Here is a 16,000-nt window from a genome sequence, read left to right on the forward strand (position 1 = left end):
TGAAGAAGGGATAGAACTTACAGGGTTTCGAGGAAGCTGAGGATATCGCCCACCACCTGCTGCGGGGAACGCACGCCGGTACGCACTTTGAGGTCAGCAACCTCCGCGTACAGCGGTCGGCGGGTCTCAAGCAGCTGGGCATAGTGTGCGAGGGGATCGGCCGAGTTGAGCACGGGACGGTTGGCATCCCCCAGCGTGCGAGCCACGCCCTCTTCCGGGGTGATGTCGAGGAAGACGACGGTGAGATTATCCAACAGCGTGCGAGTGGACTCGGTCAGGACGGCTCCGCCGCCTAGGCTCACCACTCCTGGTGTGGTCAAAGCTTCGCGGACGACTTCAGCTTCAACTTCGCGGAAAGTGGGCTCTCCTAGCGCCGAGAAAACCTCGCCGCAGGGCTTACCTTCTCGAGCCTCAATGAGCTCATCGGAATCCACGAGCTCGCAGTTCAGAGCGCGCGCAAGGCGGCGTCCGATGGTGGATTTTCCGGCGCCGGGCGGGCCAACGAGGACAACGTGCGGGGAACTCATGCGTCACCCCACTCAAAACGTCCGGCAACATACTCCTGGTAGTTGGCAATGTTGCGCTTAGTCTCCTCGAGGGAGTCACCGCCGAATTTCTCCAGGACAGCGCGGGCTAACACGAGCGCCACCATGGCTTCAGCGACGACACCTGCGGCTGGCACAGCACAGACATCTGACCGTTGATGGATGGCGGTGGCCGCATCACCGGACGCCATGTCCACGGTCTTGAGAGCGCGCGGAACGGTGGAAATCGGTTTCATGGCTGCGCGAAGGCGCAGGGTCTGGCCATTGGTCATGCCACCTTCAAGCCCACCGGCGCGGTTGCTTTCGCGTTCTACTCCCCCGTCCACGCGCACCATTTCATCGTGGGCCTCGCTACCACGGCGACGTGCCTCCTCGAAACCATCACCAACTTCCACGCCCTTAATAGCCTGAATGCCCATGAGCGCAGCAGCAAGCTGTGCGTCCAGGCGGTCCTCGCCAGAGGTGTGAGACCCCAAACCGATAGGGAGGCCTTCGACGATAACCTCGACGATACCTCCGAGGGTATCGCCTTGTTTCTTGGCAGATTCGATCTCCGAAATCATCGATTCCTCCGCCGCTTTATCGCAAGCGCGGACCGGTGAAGCATCAATGGATTCGAGGTCAGCGAAGCGTGGGTGCGGACCCTCATAAGGATCAGATGGACCGATGGAAATGACATGAGACAGCACCTCCACGCCAAGAGTCTCGCGCAGGAAGTTGCGCGCAACGGTTGCTGCCGCCACGCGGGCAGCAGTCTCGCGGGCAGAAGAACGCTCGAGGATAGGGCGTGCCTCCTCGTGCCCAAATTTCACCATGCCAGCGAAGTCAGCGTGGCCCGGGCGTGGGCGTGTCAGGGGCGCGCCACGGCCAGAGGCCATGGCCTTGGCTACCTCGGGATCATCGACGTCAAGAGCGTCCGGAGACATGATGGTAGTCCACTTCGGCCACTCAGTATTACCGATCATGATGGCAATAGGGCTGCCCAGGGTCTTTCCGTGGCGAATACCACTAAGCAAGGTCAGATCATCAGCCTCGAACTTCATGCGGGCGCCACGGCCATAGCCCAAACGGCGACGAGAGAGCTGGAGAGCAATGTCATTCTGAGAGACGGGAACCCCGGCGGGCATGTGCTCGATCAGTGCGATGAGCGCTTGGCCGTGGGATTCACCTGCGGTAGTCCAACGAAGCATGCCGACCATTATCGCACGCCAGGTGTACTTTCGGTGCCACTGGGCTATCAATCACACCGTGTTGGTGCTAAACATCACTACAAGTGCGGCTGAGATCAGCATGCCAGGCCCGTGTGCAGGAGCTTTGTCCCTCACCACGATGCCCCACAGCACAGTGCTGAGCGCCGCCCCCATCATCGCCCCCAACACCCCCACCACTCCCCCTACGTGGGCAACCATCATGCCCAGCGGTAGCGCCAACTTCAGGTCACCGCCCCCGATGCTGCCAGTGCGGAAAGTCAGCGCCAACGCTAGGTACATTCCGGGCCACACAAGCCCAGCTGGACTAAACCACCACAGCGACACAGCGGCCGCGGGAAGTGTGAGGAAATTAGGCAGGCGTTTGTACCGCACGTCATAGACAAATAAGGCGCACCCCCACGCCAGGAATATAAGAACCCCCATGGGCCTTGACACTACAGTGCCGGGGCGCCTCGCGCCTGGTGACTAGGACAGCGCGGCGTTGAGAGCCGCAAGCATCTCCTGACGCGGTGCAGTGTGACCAGTGAATTGCTCGAACTGTGAATAGGCCTGGTTAGCCAACATGATGTGGCCACCCACGGTGGCAAAACCATCAGCGGCCGCATACACGGTCAAGGGTGTTGGCCAGGGATCATAAATCACATCAAACACAGGAGCTTGAGCCAGCTGTGAGAGGTGACCCTCAAGTGCAGCCGCGGGCACGGTCGACACGATGAGGTCTGCCGATCGAGCTAAGCCCATGAGGTCCTCGGTGAAGGTGGCGGCACGGAGGGTGATCCCGAGGGCGTCGGCAAGCGGGCGCAACTCGGCACGACGATCGGAACGATTGAGCACAGTAACGTGGGTTACTCCGCGCTGTGCTAGACCCCACAGGACTGGACGCGCGGTGCCCCCAGCCCCGATGAGCAGCACAGTGGCAGGCCTAGTTTCTCCCAACAGCTCCTCCAGCGCACCAAGAACACCTTCAGTGTCGGTGTTGTCCGCACGCCACCCAGAATCCGTGCGCACCAGAGTGTTGGCGGAGCCGATCAGCTCGGCGCGCTCGCTAACGATATCGGCGCACTTCAAAGCATCAAACTTGAGCGGCATGGTGACGGAGAAGCCGCGATAGTCCTCCCCGACCGTCTCCAAAAAGGAGGGCAAATCGGTCACCTCATGCTTGGTGTATTCCCAATCCTCAAGCATCAGCGCGGCATAGCCGGCATTGTGGAGAACTGGGGACAGCGAATGGGCAATGGGACTGCCTAGAACCGCGGCGCGGGGCATGAGCCTACTGCCCCTCAGCCGGCGCATCGGCAGGTGCCTCGTCGGCGCCCTCCGCATCACGCTGGCTATCCAGAATGCCCGAGCGTACTGCCTCATCCACGTTGGCAAGGTGCTCGTCGTAGTTGTCCGTAAATACCGTGGTGCCCTGGCTATCTACGGTAACGAAGAAGAGCCAGTTGCCCTCCACCGGGTTTTCCATAGCATCAATGGCCTCGTTCGATGGCGACGCAATTGGGGTATCCGGCAAACCATCCTTGGCGTAGGTGTTCCACGGTGTCTCGCGGCCGCGGTCATCATCTGTGGTAGCCAGCTCGACGTCCTCAAGCCCGTAGTTCACCGTGGAATCAAGTTCCAGGCGCATCGGCTCATCGAGGCGGTTAAGGATAACGCGGGCGACCTTATCGAACTCTCCTGCCGGGGACTCACGCTCCACCAAGGAGGCGGAGGTGAGCAGCTCATACGGAGACAACCCAACGGCCTCGGCGCGCTCGACGATGTTCGTGTCGTTGTATTTCTTCGTCGAACGACTAATGAGGTCGGTGAGAATTTCCTGGGCATCCATGTTCGGGTCAAGAACGTACTGGCCTGGTGCGATGAGGCCCTCGAGGCGCTTTGGATCTTCACCACGCGCACGGATGGCATCCAGAGCCCACTCAGGAGCGCCCAACTCTGCAGGGTCTACAGTGGCAGCAATCTTCTCAAGTTCCTCCGCCGAAACACAGCCGCCCTCCTTGCAGGAGACCTGGGAGATCAACGAGTAAATACCGTAACGAACATCGCCGCCGAGCACGTTGACGTCACTCAACGTAGCGCCTCCCTGCACATCCAGGAGATCAACCATGTTGGCATCATCGAGAAGAGCTTCCACGGCAGACTTTGCACTCATCTCCTCTTGGAGACGGTAGAAGCCCGGCTTAACTTGGCTCGCGCGGGGGTTACTATTGGCCGCGGAGGAGAAGGCTTCCGCAGTCTTGACCACGTTTCTTTCGGCGAGCTCAGGGGCCAGATGGCTCATGGACGATCCCTCGGGAACTTCAACGAGCTGGACAACACCATTGCCCTGTCCTTCGTAATCCAAACTGCTTCCTCCTCCCAGAAGGCGGAATCCGATGTAACCCAGTGCACCGATGATGAGAACTAGGCTGGCGATAAGTACTGCCAGTCCTCGCTGGCGGCGCTTAACGTGGTGGGGCTCCATCGAGCGTCCAATGCGTGATGGTTTACGGCTCACGTACTTCGTCTCCTAGGTTTGAAGTTTGGTGGCCGTTCAACGCGAAATGGCGCGCATCCAGCCAGGATTGCAAAATTTCCACCGCAGCCGCTTGGTCAATGACCGAGCGGCCGCGTTTTTCTGACACGCCGGAGGCTCGCAGCGCGGAGGTAGCCACCACTGTAGTCAGGCGTTCATCCACCAAACGCACGGGCGGAGTTGTCTTCATCGTGTCATCTTTTGCCAAGCGGCGGCGGATACGAAACGCTATTTCCTTGGCATGTTTCACACTCTTTGAGCCATTGCCCTTGAGATCGCGCGGCAGCCCGACGGCCACCTCCACGGCTTCATATTCACGAATGATTTCGAGGATGCGATCAATGTCGCCCTTATCGCGGTCCTTGAAACCGGTTTCGCGTTGCACGGTTTCAACCGGCATAGCCATGCGTGCCTCTCGGTCCGACACCGCCACGCCGATACGCACGGTGCCCACGTCGAGCCCAAGACGACGGCCTGGGCCTGGGTCATCTACTCCTGGCTTATCCGGTTCAACAGCCATGCAGTTCCTCCTCCGAGTGGTCGCTCGTTGCTATAGAGCAGAAAGCTCGTCTCGAACAGCGTTGAAGGCCGCATCCAGGCCGGCTGCAGTGGCACCGGAGCCCTGAGCCATATCCGGCTTACCGCCGCCCTTGCCATCAACGTAACTAGAAATAGTCTTGACCAGGTTACCGGCCTTGACGCCTCGCTCATTCGCGGCCTTGGTGGCGCCAACGATGAACGGCAGCTTGCCGCCCTCGTTCTCGGAAGCGAGCACCACGATTCCGGCAGCGTCTCCGAGGCGGTTCTTGATGTCAGAAGCCAACGTGCGCAGGTCACCGCCGTTAACTCCATTCGGCAACTTGGCGGACACCACGGTGAAACCGTTGACGTCGGTCGCCCCCGCAATCATGTCCGCGGTCTGGGACATGAGCTGGGCCTTGTGCAGGTCAGCGATCTGCTTTTCTGCAGCCTTAAGCTTTTCAGTGAGCTGGGCGATGCGCTCCGGCAAGTCTTCTGTCTGCACCTTGAGCTCACGGGATACGCCCTCGACAAGGGCCGTCTCCTTGGAGTAGTAGCGGAAGGCATCCAAACCCGAGTAGGCCTCGATGCGGCGCGCGCCCGAGCCCACGGAGGACTCGCCCAAGACGGAAACCGGCCCGATTTCGGAGGTGTTCGCCACGTGGGTACCGCCACACAGCTCGATGGAGAAGGGGCCGCCCATCTCAACAACGCGAACCTCAGAGCCGTAGTTCTCACCAAAGAGCGCCATGGCGCCCATTTCTTTAGCCTTGTCCAGGGAAGTCTCGATGGTATGAACCGGGAAGTGCTGGTCCACGGCCTGGTTGGTAATGAGAGCAATCTCTTCGAGCTGCTCCTGGCTGAGCTGCTCGGTGTAGTTGAAGTCAAAACGCAGGTAACCCGGACGGTTCAAGGAACCAGCCTGGACTGCGGTGGGGCCGAGCACCTGACGCAAGGCGGCGTGGATGAGGTGCGTCGCAGAGTGCGCCTGGACGGCACCGTGGCGCCACTGCTGATCTACCTCGGCGGTTACGCCGGTTCCCAGCTCCAGTCCTCCGGAGGTCACGGTAGCCTTGTGAACCCAGAGCTTCTTGCCCACCTTTTGAACATCGCCGACCTCGAGCAGGGTCTCGCCGGAGATGATGCGGCCACGGTCAGCAGTCTGACCGCCGGACTCGGCGTACAGCGGCGACTGATCAAGGATGACCTCGACGGTGTCTCCCGCCTGCACCTCGGTGACCTTCTCACCGTCGCGTACAAGGCCAATCACCTTGGCGTCCGACTCAAGGGTGTCGTAGCCGGTGAAGACAGTTGGGTTGTTGTCCACCCACTCACGGTAGATAGAGAGGTCGGCATGACCATGTTTCTTGGCCTGGTTATCAGCCTTCGCGCGACGGCGCTGCTCGCCCATGGCGGCATCAAAGCCGTCCATATCAACGCTCAAACCTGCTTCCTGGGCCATCTCCAGAGTGAGGTCAATGGGGAAACCATACGTATCGTGCAGCTCAAAGGCCTTCGCGCCGGAAAGGACCTTCGGGGTCGCCGCACGCGAGGTGTGCTTGAGCTGGTCCACGGCTTCGTCGAAAAGCTTGGTGCCAGACTCCAAAGTCTTGAGGAAGGCCTTTTCCTCGGCCACGGCGACGCGGAGGATTCGCTCGCGGTTCTCCGCAATCTCCGGGTAGGACGGCGTCATGGTGTCCATGATGGTGCTCATCAAGCGCTCCATGGTCTCGCCCTGTGCGCCCAGCAGCTTGGCGGAGCGAATGATACGGCGCAGCAGGCGGCGCAGGATGTAGCCACGGCCCTCGTTACCCGGGGTGACGCCATCCAAAATGAGCATCATGCCGGTACGCGAGTGATCTGCCACCACACGGAATCGAATGAGGTCTTCTTTCGGCGCATCCGGAGTGTACGTGGCACCGGTTAGCTCTTGGGCTACGTCGATGACTGGGCGCAGGAGATCGGTCTCGTACACATTGTCAACGTCTTGCAGGATACAGGCCACGCGCTCAATGCCCATGCCGGTATCGATGTTCTTCTTCGGCAGTTCGCCAACGATCTCAAAGTTGCCCTTACCAATGCCTTCGCCGCGCTCGTTCTGCATGAAGACCAGGTTCCAGATCTCCATGTAGCGGTTATCGTCCGCGATGGGGCCGCCGTCCTTGCCGTACTCAGGACCACGGTCATAGTAAATCTCGGAGCAGGGGCCGCACGGTCCGGGGATACCCATGGACCAGTAGTTGTCCTCCATGCCGAGGCGCTGGATACGCTCGCGGGGCACGCCGATCTTCTCGTGCCAAATATCGGCGGCCTCGTCATCGTCGAGGTACACAGTGACCCACAGACGCTCCGGATCAAGCCCCAGTCCGCCATCGTCCACCGAGCCCGTTAGCAGCGTCCACGCGTGGGTAATAGCTCCTTCCTTGAAGTACTGGCCGAAGGAGAAGTTACCGGCCATCTGGAAGAAAGTGTTGTGGCGAGTGGTAATACCAACCTCTTCAATGTCCAGCGTGCGCACGCACTTCTGGATGGAGGTAGCAGTGCCGTTGGGGAACGGCGGGTTCTGTTGGCCCAGGAAATAGGGCTTGAAGGGAACCATGCCGGCGTTGACGAAGAGCAGGTTCGGGTCATCCAGGATCAGCGACGCGCTGGGAACGGCCTCGTGACCGTTCTTGACGAAGTGCTGGGTAAAGCGTTCCCGGATCTCATGAGTCTTCACGAGCAAAAGTCCTTCACTGTTGAGTGGTTTCTAGTCAGCGCTCAACTTTACCTGCCACGGGCTACGCTTATCGACGCCGCCCCCGAATGATGTCCCGCAACCGACCTAAATAGTCACGCACGCGCTTTTCCGCGCCGTGGTCGGTGGGGTGGTAATAGGTGGCGTCGACAAGCGCGTCTGGCAAATATTGCTGCGCCACCACGCCGCGCGGATCATCGTGCGGGTACGCATAGCCCACCGCATTACCTAGGCGCTTCGCACCTTCGTAGTGCCCATCACGCAGGTGTGCCGGCACGTGCCCAATCTTGCCGGCCTGGACATCGGCTTGTGCGGCGTTGATAGCGTTGATAACAGAATTGGATTTGGGCGCTGTGGCCAGGTGGATGGTGGCTTGTGCCAGTGGTATACGCGCTTCAGGTAACCCAATGAGCGCGGCTGCTTCAGCAGCGGCCACAGCTGTAGGAAGGGCCGTCGGATCCGCCATGCCAATGTCCTCAGACGCATGCACTATGAGGCGGCGGGCAATAAAGCGCGGGTCCTCCCCTGCCTCCACCATGCGGGCCAAGTAGTGCAAGGCCGCATCGACATCGGAGCCACGGATCGACTTGATAAATGCAGAGACGACGTCATAATGCTGGTCTCCGTCACGGTCGTAGCGAACAACGGCCCGGTTGACGTTGGCGGTGAGAATGTCCGTGGTAAGTTCCTCGCCATCAGGAACAGCCTCAGCAGCCGCTTCCAGATACGTCAGAGTGCGCCGAGCATCTCCCCCGGCGAGCAGCACGAGTTGGTCAAGGGCTTCATCACTCGCAGTGATTCTTCCGTTGAGGCCTCGCTCGCTTGCCAGGGCGCGCTCGGCAAGGGTGCGAAGCGCAGCGTCATCGAGTGGCTGCAGATGGCACAACAAGGAACGCGAAAGTAGCGGAGCAACGACAGAGAAGGACGGGTTCTCCGTGGTGGCGGCAACAAGCAGGACGGTGCGGTTCTCTACCGCAGCGAGGAGCGCATCCTGCTGTGTCTTGGAAAAGCGGTGAACCTCATCAATGAAAAGAACGGTGCGGCGTCCCTCAATAAGCTCGCGGCGCGCGTGGGTAATGACTTCACGGACTTGCTTAACGCCGGAGTCCAGCGCAGACAAACCCACGAAATTGTCTCCCAGCGAAGCCGCGATGAGGGAAGCCAGAGTGGTCTTGCCGGTACCGGGCGGGCCGTACAAGATAACGGAGGCGTCGCCAGAGCCCTCCACCAGACGCCGCAGCGGAGTTCCCGGCTCCAGCAAATGCTGCTGCCCCACCACCTCGTCCAAGCTCTGGGGCCGCATGCGCGCAGCCAACGGCGAACCGGAATGCGTAGCGAACATATCCGCACCGGCGGCAGCTGGAGGTTGGGCGGCGGGCTCATCGCCGAAAAGCGACCCTTGACCCATCAGGACTCCCGCAGACGCCCGGCTACCTGCCGGCCAAACTCAGACACAGAGCCGCAACCATCACTCTGGCACTGTGCGGCAAAGCGCGACAATGCCTCAAACGTTTCATAAAGATCACGACGGATGAGTACTTCATCTTCAGTGAAAGGGCCGTGGTCCGAAGGCCGCAGGAGTGAGCGCTTCGGGTCGTGGTAGACATCCGCATTGCCCTCGGCCAATGCCACCACACCTTCAATACCGCCGGCATACATGGTGGTAACACTGGACAGAGCCCAGCCGATAATGCAGGCGACGATGAGCTCATGCAGCGTCTTTTCATCCGCGAGCTGCGGCCAGACATCCACGATGCGGCGCTGCCAGGCGTGGATAAACACCTCTGCTTCGTCATCCGTGATGGGACGAGTAAAGAGAAACTGCGGGAACCCGGCTACCACGCAGGCGACGTCGAAGCCCACATTCCGAAAGCCTGCCCATTCGTAGTCCAGGAACGTCACAGTCTCGCCCACAATGATGTTGTCCGGAGACAAGTCAAAGGGGGTGAAAGCGCGGTTTCGGCCGGAGCTCAGGTTCTTCGTCGCCTCGCGGGCACGTTCCAGCACGTGTTCCGAGGGCTCAATGCCTGCCTCGCGGAGGATTTCGGCGCCGATAAGGATGGATTTTTGCAGCGAATCATCCCGCAATGCCTGGTGCTCAGCATATTCCGGATGATGACGCAGCTGACGGTTGAGCAGCGCGTCGTAGTCTTCCTTGCGGCTGGCTGTCCCAGCATGCATTTTGCCCAGCGCGCTGCCAAGACCTCGGAGCAGGTCACGACGCTCATCCTCGCCGCTGCGGGCAAGAGTGTCGGCAAAAGTGTCGCCATCACCGGCGTCAGACAGCACGAGAATGCGCTTATCGACGTCGTGGGCGAGCAACACCGGCCCCGGCCGCACCTCCTCAGACAGAGAGGTGGTGAACTGATATGCCACGACTTCCCGAAGCAGTGCTGCGTCGTCGATGGTGTGGCCAGTGACTGGGTTGTATTTAATAACAACAGAGCGGTACGGAAAGAAAGCACTGGGGGCGGTACGCGCGCGGACCACGACGGCATTACCGGAGCCGCTGAGGGTCTCAATATCGCTCAATTCCGGTTCGCCGCCAAAGCGGCGCGAGAGCATCTGCGATGCCTCCGCCACCACGGTACTTTCGACTGATCCCTGCTCCACAGCATTCACTGGCTCGTCTGCCTCCACTTGTCTTTGGCTCATCGATGGTACTCGCCTCACAGCTGACATGTGCGACGCACCTACACATAGATGCGTCGCACTAGCGTGGCTCGAGGCCGGCCTCAAGACTTTTGGCTGCTAACGCAGCCTGCCGTCACTTATTCTGCCTTTACCTCTATTGTGCCTCTACCTCGTCCTTTGCGGACTTATCAGCTTTCGCAGCCTTTTCTGGCTTGAAGTCCACGCCGGTTTCCTTGCGCTGCGCCGCCGGGATGGTGCCAGGGGCATCGGTCAGCGGGTCAACGCCGCCGCCGGACTTCGGGAAAGCGATAACGTCGCGGATGGAATCGAAACCACCGAGCAGGGAGACGATGCGGTCCCAGCCGAAGGCGATACCGCCGTGCGGCGGTGCACCGTACTGGAATGCGTCCAAGAGGAAACCGAACTTCTCCTGCGCTTCCTCCTCGCCGATACCCATGACGTCGAAGACACGCTTCTGTACATCCTGGTTGTGAATACGGATGGAGCCACCACCGATCTCATTGCCGTTGCAGACAATGTCATAGGCGTACGCCAAGGCCTCGCCCGGCTCCTTATCAAAGGAGTCCATGTACTCCGGCTTCGGAGAGGTGAAAGCGTGGTGGACAGCGGTCCACGTGGAGTGTCCCAGAGCCACGTCGCCAGAAGCAGTTGCGTCGGCGGAGGGCTCGAACAACGGGGCATCTACAACCCAGGTGAAGGCCCAGTCGCCGTCCTTGATGAGGTCAAGCTTCTTAGCAATCTCGCCGCGGGCAGCGCCGAGAAGAGCGCGGGAAGACTTGGTGTCGCCTGCGGCGAAGAAAATAGCGTCACCCGGCTTCGCGCCAACGTGCTCAGCGATGCCCTCACGCTCGGCATCGGTGATGTTCTTTGCCACCGGACCGCCCAGGGTGCCGTCCTCAGCGATGGTGATGTAAGCCAGACCCTTAGCGCCGCGCTGCTTGGCCCACTCTTGCCAGGCATCGAACTGGCGGCGCGGCTGGGAGGCACCACCATCCATAACTACTGCGCCAACGTACTCATTCTGGAAGACACGGAAAGTCGTGTCCTTGAAGAACTCTGTGCACTCGGTGATCTTGATGTCAAAACGCAAATCCGGCTTGTCAGAGCCGTAATACTTCATGGCATCGGCGTAGGTCATACGCGGGATCGGAGTGGTGATCTCGTAACCGATGAGCTTCCACAGGGCAGACACGATTTCCTCTGCCAACGCGATAACGTCATCCTGGTCCACGAAGGACATCTCAACGTCAAGCTGAGTAAACTCCGGCTGGCGGTCTGCGCGGAAATCCTCATCACGGTAACAGCGGGCGATTTGGTAGTAACGCTCCATTCCGGAGACCATGAGCAGCTGCTTGAACAGCTGCGGAGACTGCGGCAAGGCATACCAGCTGCCCGGCTTCAAGCGAGCCGGAACGAGGAAGTCGCGAGCACCTTCCGGGGTGGAACGCGTCAGGGTCGGAGTCTCAATCTCGGTGAAATCGTGGCTGTCCAGTACCTGACGGGCGGCGCGGTTGGCGGCCGAGCGCAGGCGTAGAGCCTCAGCCTGACGCTCGCGACGCAGGTCCAGGTAGCGGTATTTCAGGCGGGTTTCCTCGCCTACTTCACCGGAGGAGGACGGGTCATCGATCTGGAACGGCAGTGCTGCAGACTTGTTAAGCACCTCGAGTTCGGTGACGTTGATCTCAATCTCACCGGAAGCCAGGTTCGGGTTCGCGGAACCTTCCGGACGCGGCTCGACTACACCGGTGACCTTGACGCAGTACTCGGAGCGCAGATCGTGGGCACGCTCGGCCACGTCAGTCTCGCGGAAAACAACCTGGGCAACACCAGAGCGGTCACGCAGGTCGATGAAGATAACACCGCCGTGATCGCGACGGCGAGCCACCCAACCCGTCAGCGTGACGGTCTCCCCCGCCATCTCCTTGCGCAGTTCGCCTGCCAAATGTGTACGCAGCACGTTTGTTCAATCCCTTCTCATTGTTGACGCTCATGCCCACCCACGCCACGCGTAAACAGCACGCGCCGAGGAGCACAAGAACTTGAACGGCCCAAGTCTACCGCCCCTACCGCACGCGCTCAGCGCTGGGGGCAGGCGAGGCTAGTGGCGCTGCTCCCCGCGCAGTCCCACTCGGTTGCGTTCCTTGTGGCAAAATCTTGTCCATGACTTTCAAATCTGGCGCAAGTTTTGACGGCAAGCGGGCCAGCTCCGGCGGACGCGGCCGTGGCGGAATGATTGCCACCGGTGGCGGCGTTGGCTCCCTCCTCCTCATCGGTCTCTACCTCCTCCTCGGTGGCGATCCGGGTGCTATCACCGGTAGCCAGTCCCAACCGGACCAAACCCAGGTCGGCCCTGAGGAAAGCGGCGAGGATGCATTCGCACACTGCAAGACGGCGGAAGATGGCAACGAATACGATGACTGCCGCGTGATGTTTGCCGCCCAGTCCGTAGACAAGGTCTGGGAAACTGTACTGCCAGAGCAGGCGGGACTAGATTACGTCGAACCCGGCCGCGTCATTTTCAGCAACACCACGGTGACTGGCTGCGGCCAGGCCTCCGGCGCAACGGGACCTTTCTACTGTCCAGCCGATGAATCGGCCTACTTCGATACCGCATTCTTTGACCAGCTCCGCAACTTCGGAGGTGAAAACGCTCCGCTCGCACAGATGTACATCGTGGCCCACGAGTTTGGCCACCACATCCAGAAGATCGAGGGCACTCTAAGTCTTTCCAATTACAACGACCCCGGCGAGGACTCTAACGCCGTCAAGATTGAGCTGCAGGCGGATTGCTACGCAGGCCTGTGGGCGCACTATGCCGATGAAGGCGAGGACGCCCTGCTGGAGACCATTACCGAACAGCAGGTGACGGACGCTGTGAACACCGCCCGTGCGGTGGGCGATGACAACATCCAGCGCCGCTCTGGTGGCGAGGTCCGCCCAGATACGTGGACCCACGGATCCTCCGAAGACCGCGCAAAGTACTTCTTGGCGGGCTATGAGTCAGGCAAGATGGAACAGTGCGATACCTTGGAACGCGGTGTCTACAAGTCTTAAGCAGACTATAAGTCTTAATCATCTGTGAGCGGCTCCCGAGCCACCCACCACCCCAGTGCGCAGCCCCATTCGTGCAGTGCTGCGCACTTTTTTATACCCACAGAGATGGGCGCCACAGCGCATAAGTTCGCACAGCGAGCAAAGGGTCAAATACTTAAAAAGTTTAAGGCCCTAGCTACGAGTTGTTCATCTGTTGTCCACTTCGGTTCTTTACGCTATTCGCGGCCCCGCCGAACTGTGGCGGGTACCTCTCTATCTTTAAGCACTTGGCAAGCCCCTCCACGGTCCGTCGCGGAGCGGCTCCCTTTAGAAAGGAACGACGTTTTGAGCACCGCCACACCGACGATGCCGGACCTTGAGAAGGTAAACGGCAAGAACAGGGATTGGATTTGGCACCTGTTCTTCGGCGTCCTCACCGCCGCCACCCTCGTCTTCTTCATCGTGTGGGGCAACGGAGAGATCGCCGATGGATCCAGCAGCATCCTCCTCGTTACCGCCATTATTTTCGCCCTCTTCATGGCATTCAACATCGGCGGCAATGACGTCGCCAACTCCTTCGGTACTTCCGTTGGCGCCGGCACCCTGTCTATGAAGCAGGCCCTTGCAGTCGCCGCCATCTTCGAGGTCTCCGGCGCCATCCTGGCCGGTGGCGAGGTGACGGATACCGTGCGCTCCGGCATCGTGGATCTCAATGCCATCGACGGCCTCGACCCGATGGAATTCGTCTACATCATGATGTCTTCCCTGCTGGGCGCTGCAATCTGGCTGCTCGTTGCCACCCGCATGGGCTGGCCTGTTTCCACCACTCACTCCATCGTCGGCGGTATCGTCGGTGCTGCGCTTACCGTTGGTTTCATTACCGGCAAGGGCGGCATGGACATGGTTCAGTGGGGCGGCATCGGCAAAATCGCTATCTCCTGGGTCCTTTCCCCGGTCCTTGGCGGTATCGCTGCCTACCTGCTCTTCAAGTGGATTAAGACCTCTATCCTTGTCTACAACGAGTCTGCTGACCAGCGTCTGCGTGAGATTAAGACTCGCCGCGCTGAGCTCCGCAAGGAGCACAAGTCTCGCTTTGAGCGTATGAACGAACTGCAGCAGATTTCCTACACCAATGCGATGGCCCGTGACGCTGCCCTGACCTCCGAAGAGGACTACGACCCTGAGGCTCTCGAGTCCGAGTACTACCGCGAACTTCACGACATCAACAAGGATTTGGATGATGTCGATGCCCACCGCGCGTTGGAGAACTGGGTTCCGGTGCTCGCTGCATTGGGCGCCATCATCATTTCCGCAATGGTTCTCTTCAAGGGTCTCAAGCACACCGGTGTTGACTTCTCTACCCTGCAGAACCTCCTCGTCATGGGCATGGTGGGCGCCGCAGTCTGGATGGCTGTGTTCATCTTTGCTCGTTCCTTGAAGAAGAAGTCCCTGGATCGTTCGACCTTCCTTCTCTTCTCCTGGATGCAGGTCTTTACCGCATCTGCCTTCGCGTTCTCCCACGGCTCGAACGATATCGCTAACGCCATCGGCCCCTTCGCTGCGGTCTTTGACGTTCTGAAGACCAACCAGATTTCTGATGAGGTATCCGTCCCGCTGCCCGTTATGGTGTGCATGGGTATCGCGCTGATTTCTGGCCTGTGGTTCATCGGCCGCTTCGTTATTCAGACCGTGGGTTCTGGTCTGACTCAGATGCACCCGTCCTCTGGCTTCGCCGCTGAGCTGGCTGCCGCCGCCGTAGTCATGGCTGCATCCCTGCTGGGTCTGCCGGTCTCCTCCACCCACATCCTCATTGGTGCTGTTCTGGGTGTCGGTGTTGTCAACCGCGCCGCAAACTGGAACCTCATGAAGCCCATTGCCCTAGCGTGGGTTATCACCCTTCCGGCTGCAGCTGCTATCGCCGCTGTCACCGTCTCCGTGCTGCGCGTGGTCTTCTAAACCACCGCCCGGCGCCACACCGCCCCGCACCCATAGTGGTGTTCGGGGCGGTGTCGCCGTTTTGACCCGTACACTGGGGCGTCATGAGCGACAACACCCTAGCGCGCTTCTTTGCCGCCTTCAATGAGATCGAACAGTTCCTCCGTCAAGCTATCGGCGCGAAGAATTCCGATTCCTTTTGGTGGATAGTGGACCGCGCACACGACAAACACCTCATGAGTAAACGCCAGGCCGAACAGCTCAAGGACTTTTCCAACCTGCGCAATGCCATCGCACATGGGCGCTATTATGATGGCGATCCCATTGCTACCCCGCATCCGCAGGTCCTTGAGCAGCTTGAAAACCTTCAGCGCCTTTTGACGGACCCTCCCACTGCCCAGTCTCTTCTCTCCGAGCGTGAGGTCACCACTCTCAGCCCCGAGGCAGACATTCTGGAGGCCCTCGCGCTCATCGATAGAACGGGATACTCCCAAATCCCCATCTATGATTCTGGAGTCTTCCAGGCGCTCCTCACCACCAATGTCATCGCGCGCTGGGTGGCGGCGGATTTAAGCGACGATGGGGTGATCAATGGGGCGTCGATAAGCGCGGTGCTCACGATGGCTGAGAGCAAGGACCGTGCCGAGTTCTTGCCGCGCACCGCTACCGCGCAAGAGGTCGTCGATGTCCTCACCGACGTTGCCGCGGATGGCACTCACCCCAGCGCTGTCCTCCTCACCGAGGACGGCGAGCGCTCGCAGCGCCCGCTGGCCATTGCCACTCCCGCCGACCTTGCCACGCTTGTCGACGCCCTCGAGTGGGAATAACCCAGCCTCCGTTACTGTTGATG

At 60.1% G+C, this 16,000-nt stretch carries 13 protein-coding genes; 3 read left to right on the forward strand and 10 right to left on the reverse strand.

The window, feature by feature from the left end; translation table 11 throughout:
- Positions 1-17 precede the first annotated feature (17 nt).
- The 10 genes from CSING_RS07400 to aspS all read right to left on the reverse strand — a co-directional run bounded on the left by CSING_RS07400 (position 18) and on the right by aspS (position 12,139).
- Positions 18-527 carry a shikimate kinase gene (locus tag CSING_RS07400; RefSeq protein WP_042531056.1) on the reverse strand — a complete coding sequence of 170 codons (510 nt, stop codon included), beginning with the start codon at positions 525-527 and terminating at the stop codon, positions 18-20.
- The gene (aroC, locus tag CSING_RS07405) at positions 524-1,735 is read right to left on the reverse strand and encodes a chorismate synthase (RefSeq protein WP_084226231.1); all 1,212 of its coding nucleotides are present in this window, start codon (positions 1,733-1,735) and stop codon (positions 524-526) included. The genes CSING_RS07400 and aroC overlap by 4 nt, the downstream gene beginning before the upstream one ends.
- Before the next feature lie 51 nt (positions 1,736-1,786).
- Positions 1,787-2,179 (reverse strand): prepilin peptidase, encoded by a 393-nt coding sequence (locus CSING_RS07410; RefSeq protein ID WP_042531060.1) that lies wholly within the window; start codon positions 2,177-2,179, stop codon positions 1,787-1,789.
- 42 nt (positions 2,180-2,221) lie between these two features.
- Positions 2,222-3,022, reverse strand: a complete 801-nt coding sequence (locus CSING_RS07415; RefSeq protein ID WP_042531062.1) for a shikimate dehydrogenase — start codon at positions 3,020-3,022, stop codon at positions 2,222-2,224.
- A 4-nt stretch (positions 3,023-3,026) separates the two neighbouring features.
- Complete coding sequence (gene mltG, locus CSING_RS07420; RefSeq protein WP_042531064.1) at positions 3,027-4,220, reverse strand: endolytic transglycosylase MltG; 1,194 nt, start codon at positions 4,218-4,220, stop codon at positions 3,027-3,029.
- 22 nt (positions 4,221-4,242) lie between these two features.
- Positions 4,243-4,791: a Holliday junction resolvase RuvX gene (gene ruvX / locus CSING_RS07425; protein WP_042531066.1), complete on the reverse strand. Its 549-nt coding sequence runs from the start codon at positions 4,789-4,791 to the stop codon at positions 4,243-4,245.
- Between the two features lie 30 nt (positions 4,792-4,821).
- Complete coding sequence (gene alaS / locus CSING_RS07430) at positions 4,822-7,509, reverse strand: alanine--tRNA ligase (RefSeq protein ID WP_042531068.1); 2,688 nt, start codon at positions 7,507-7,509, stop codon at positions 4,822-4,824.
- Between the two features lie 67 nt (positions 7,510-7,576).
- Entirely contained in the window at positions 7,577-8,935 is a 1,359-nt protein-coding gene (locus tag CSING_RS07435) for a replication-associated recombination protein A (RefSeq protein WP_042531070.1), read from the reverse strand.
- A complete protein-coding gene (locus CSING_RS07440; protein WP_042531071.1) occupies positions 8,935-10,182 on the reverse strand; it encodes a phosphotransferase family protein in 1,248 nt (415 codons plus the stop codon). Before CSING_RS07440 ends, CSING_RS07435 begins: the two co-directional genes overlap by 1 nt.
- A 133-nt stretch (positions 10,183-10,315) precedes the next feature.
- Positions 10,316-12,139 carry an aspartate--tRNA ligase gene (gene aspS / locus CSING_RS07445; protein WP_042531073.1) on the reverse strand — a complete coding sequence of 608 codons (1,824 nt, stop codon included), beginning with the start codon at positions 12,137-12,139 and terminating at the stop codon, positions 10,316-10,318.
- Positions 12,140-12,342: 203 nt separating this feature from the next.
- On the opposite strand from aspS, the gene ypfJ reads away from it, so the two are divergent.
- The 3 genes from ypfJ (at position 12,343) to CSING_RS07460 (ending at position 15,977) form a co-directional block, all read left to right on the forward strand.
- A complete protein-coding gene (ypfJ, locus tag CSING_RS07450) occupies positions 12,343-13,236 on the forward strand; it encodes a KPN_02809 family neutral zinc metallopeptidase (protein ID WP_042531075.1) in 894 nt (297 codons plus the stop codon).
- A gap of 324 nt (positions 13,237-13,560) precedes the next feature.
- Entirely contained in the window at positions 13,561-15,171 is a 1,611-nt protein-coding gene (locus CSING_RS07455; protein WP_042531078.1) for an inorganic phosphate transporter, read from the forward strand.
- An 83-nt stretch (positions 15,172-15,254) separates the two neighbouring features.
- On the forward strand, positions 15,255-15,977 hold the full coding sequence (locus CSING_RS07460) for a CBS domain-containing protein (protein WP_042531079.1): 723 nt from the start codon (positions 15,255-15,257) through the stop codon (positions 15,975-15,977).
- Positions 15,978-16,000 lie beyond the last annotated feature (23 nt).

The organism is Corynebacterium singulare, from assembly GCF_000833575.1.
Taxonomy (GTDB): Bacteria; Actinomycetota; Actinomycetes; order Mycobacteriales; family Mycobacteriaceae; genus Corynebacterium; species Corynebacterium singulare.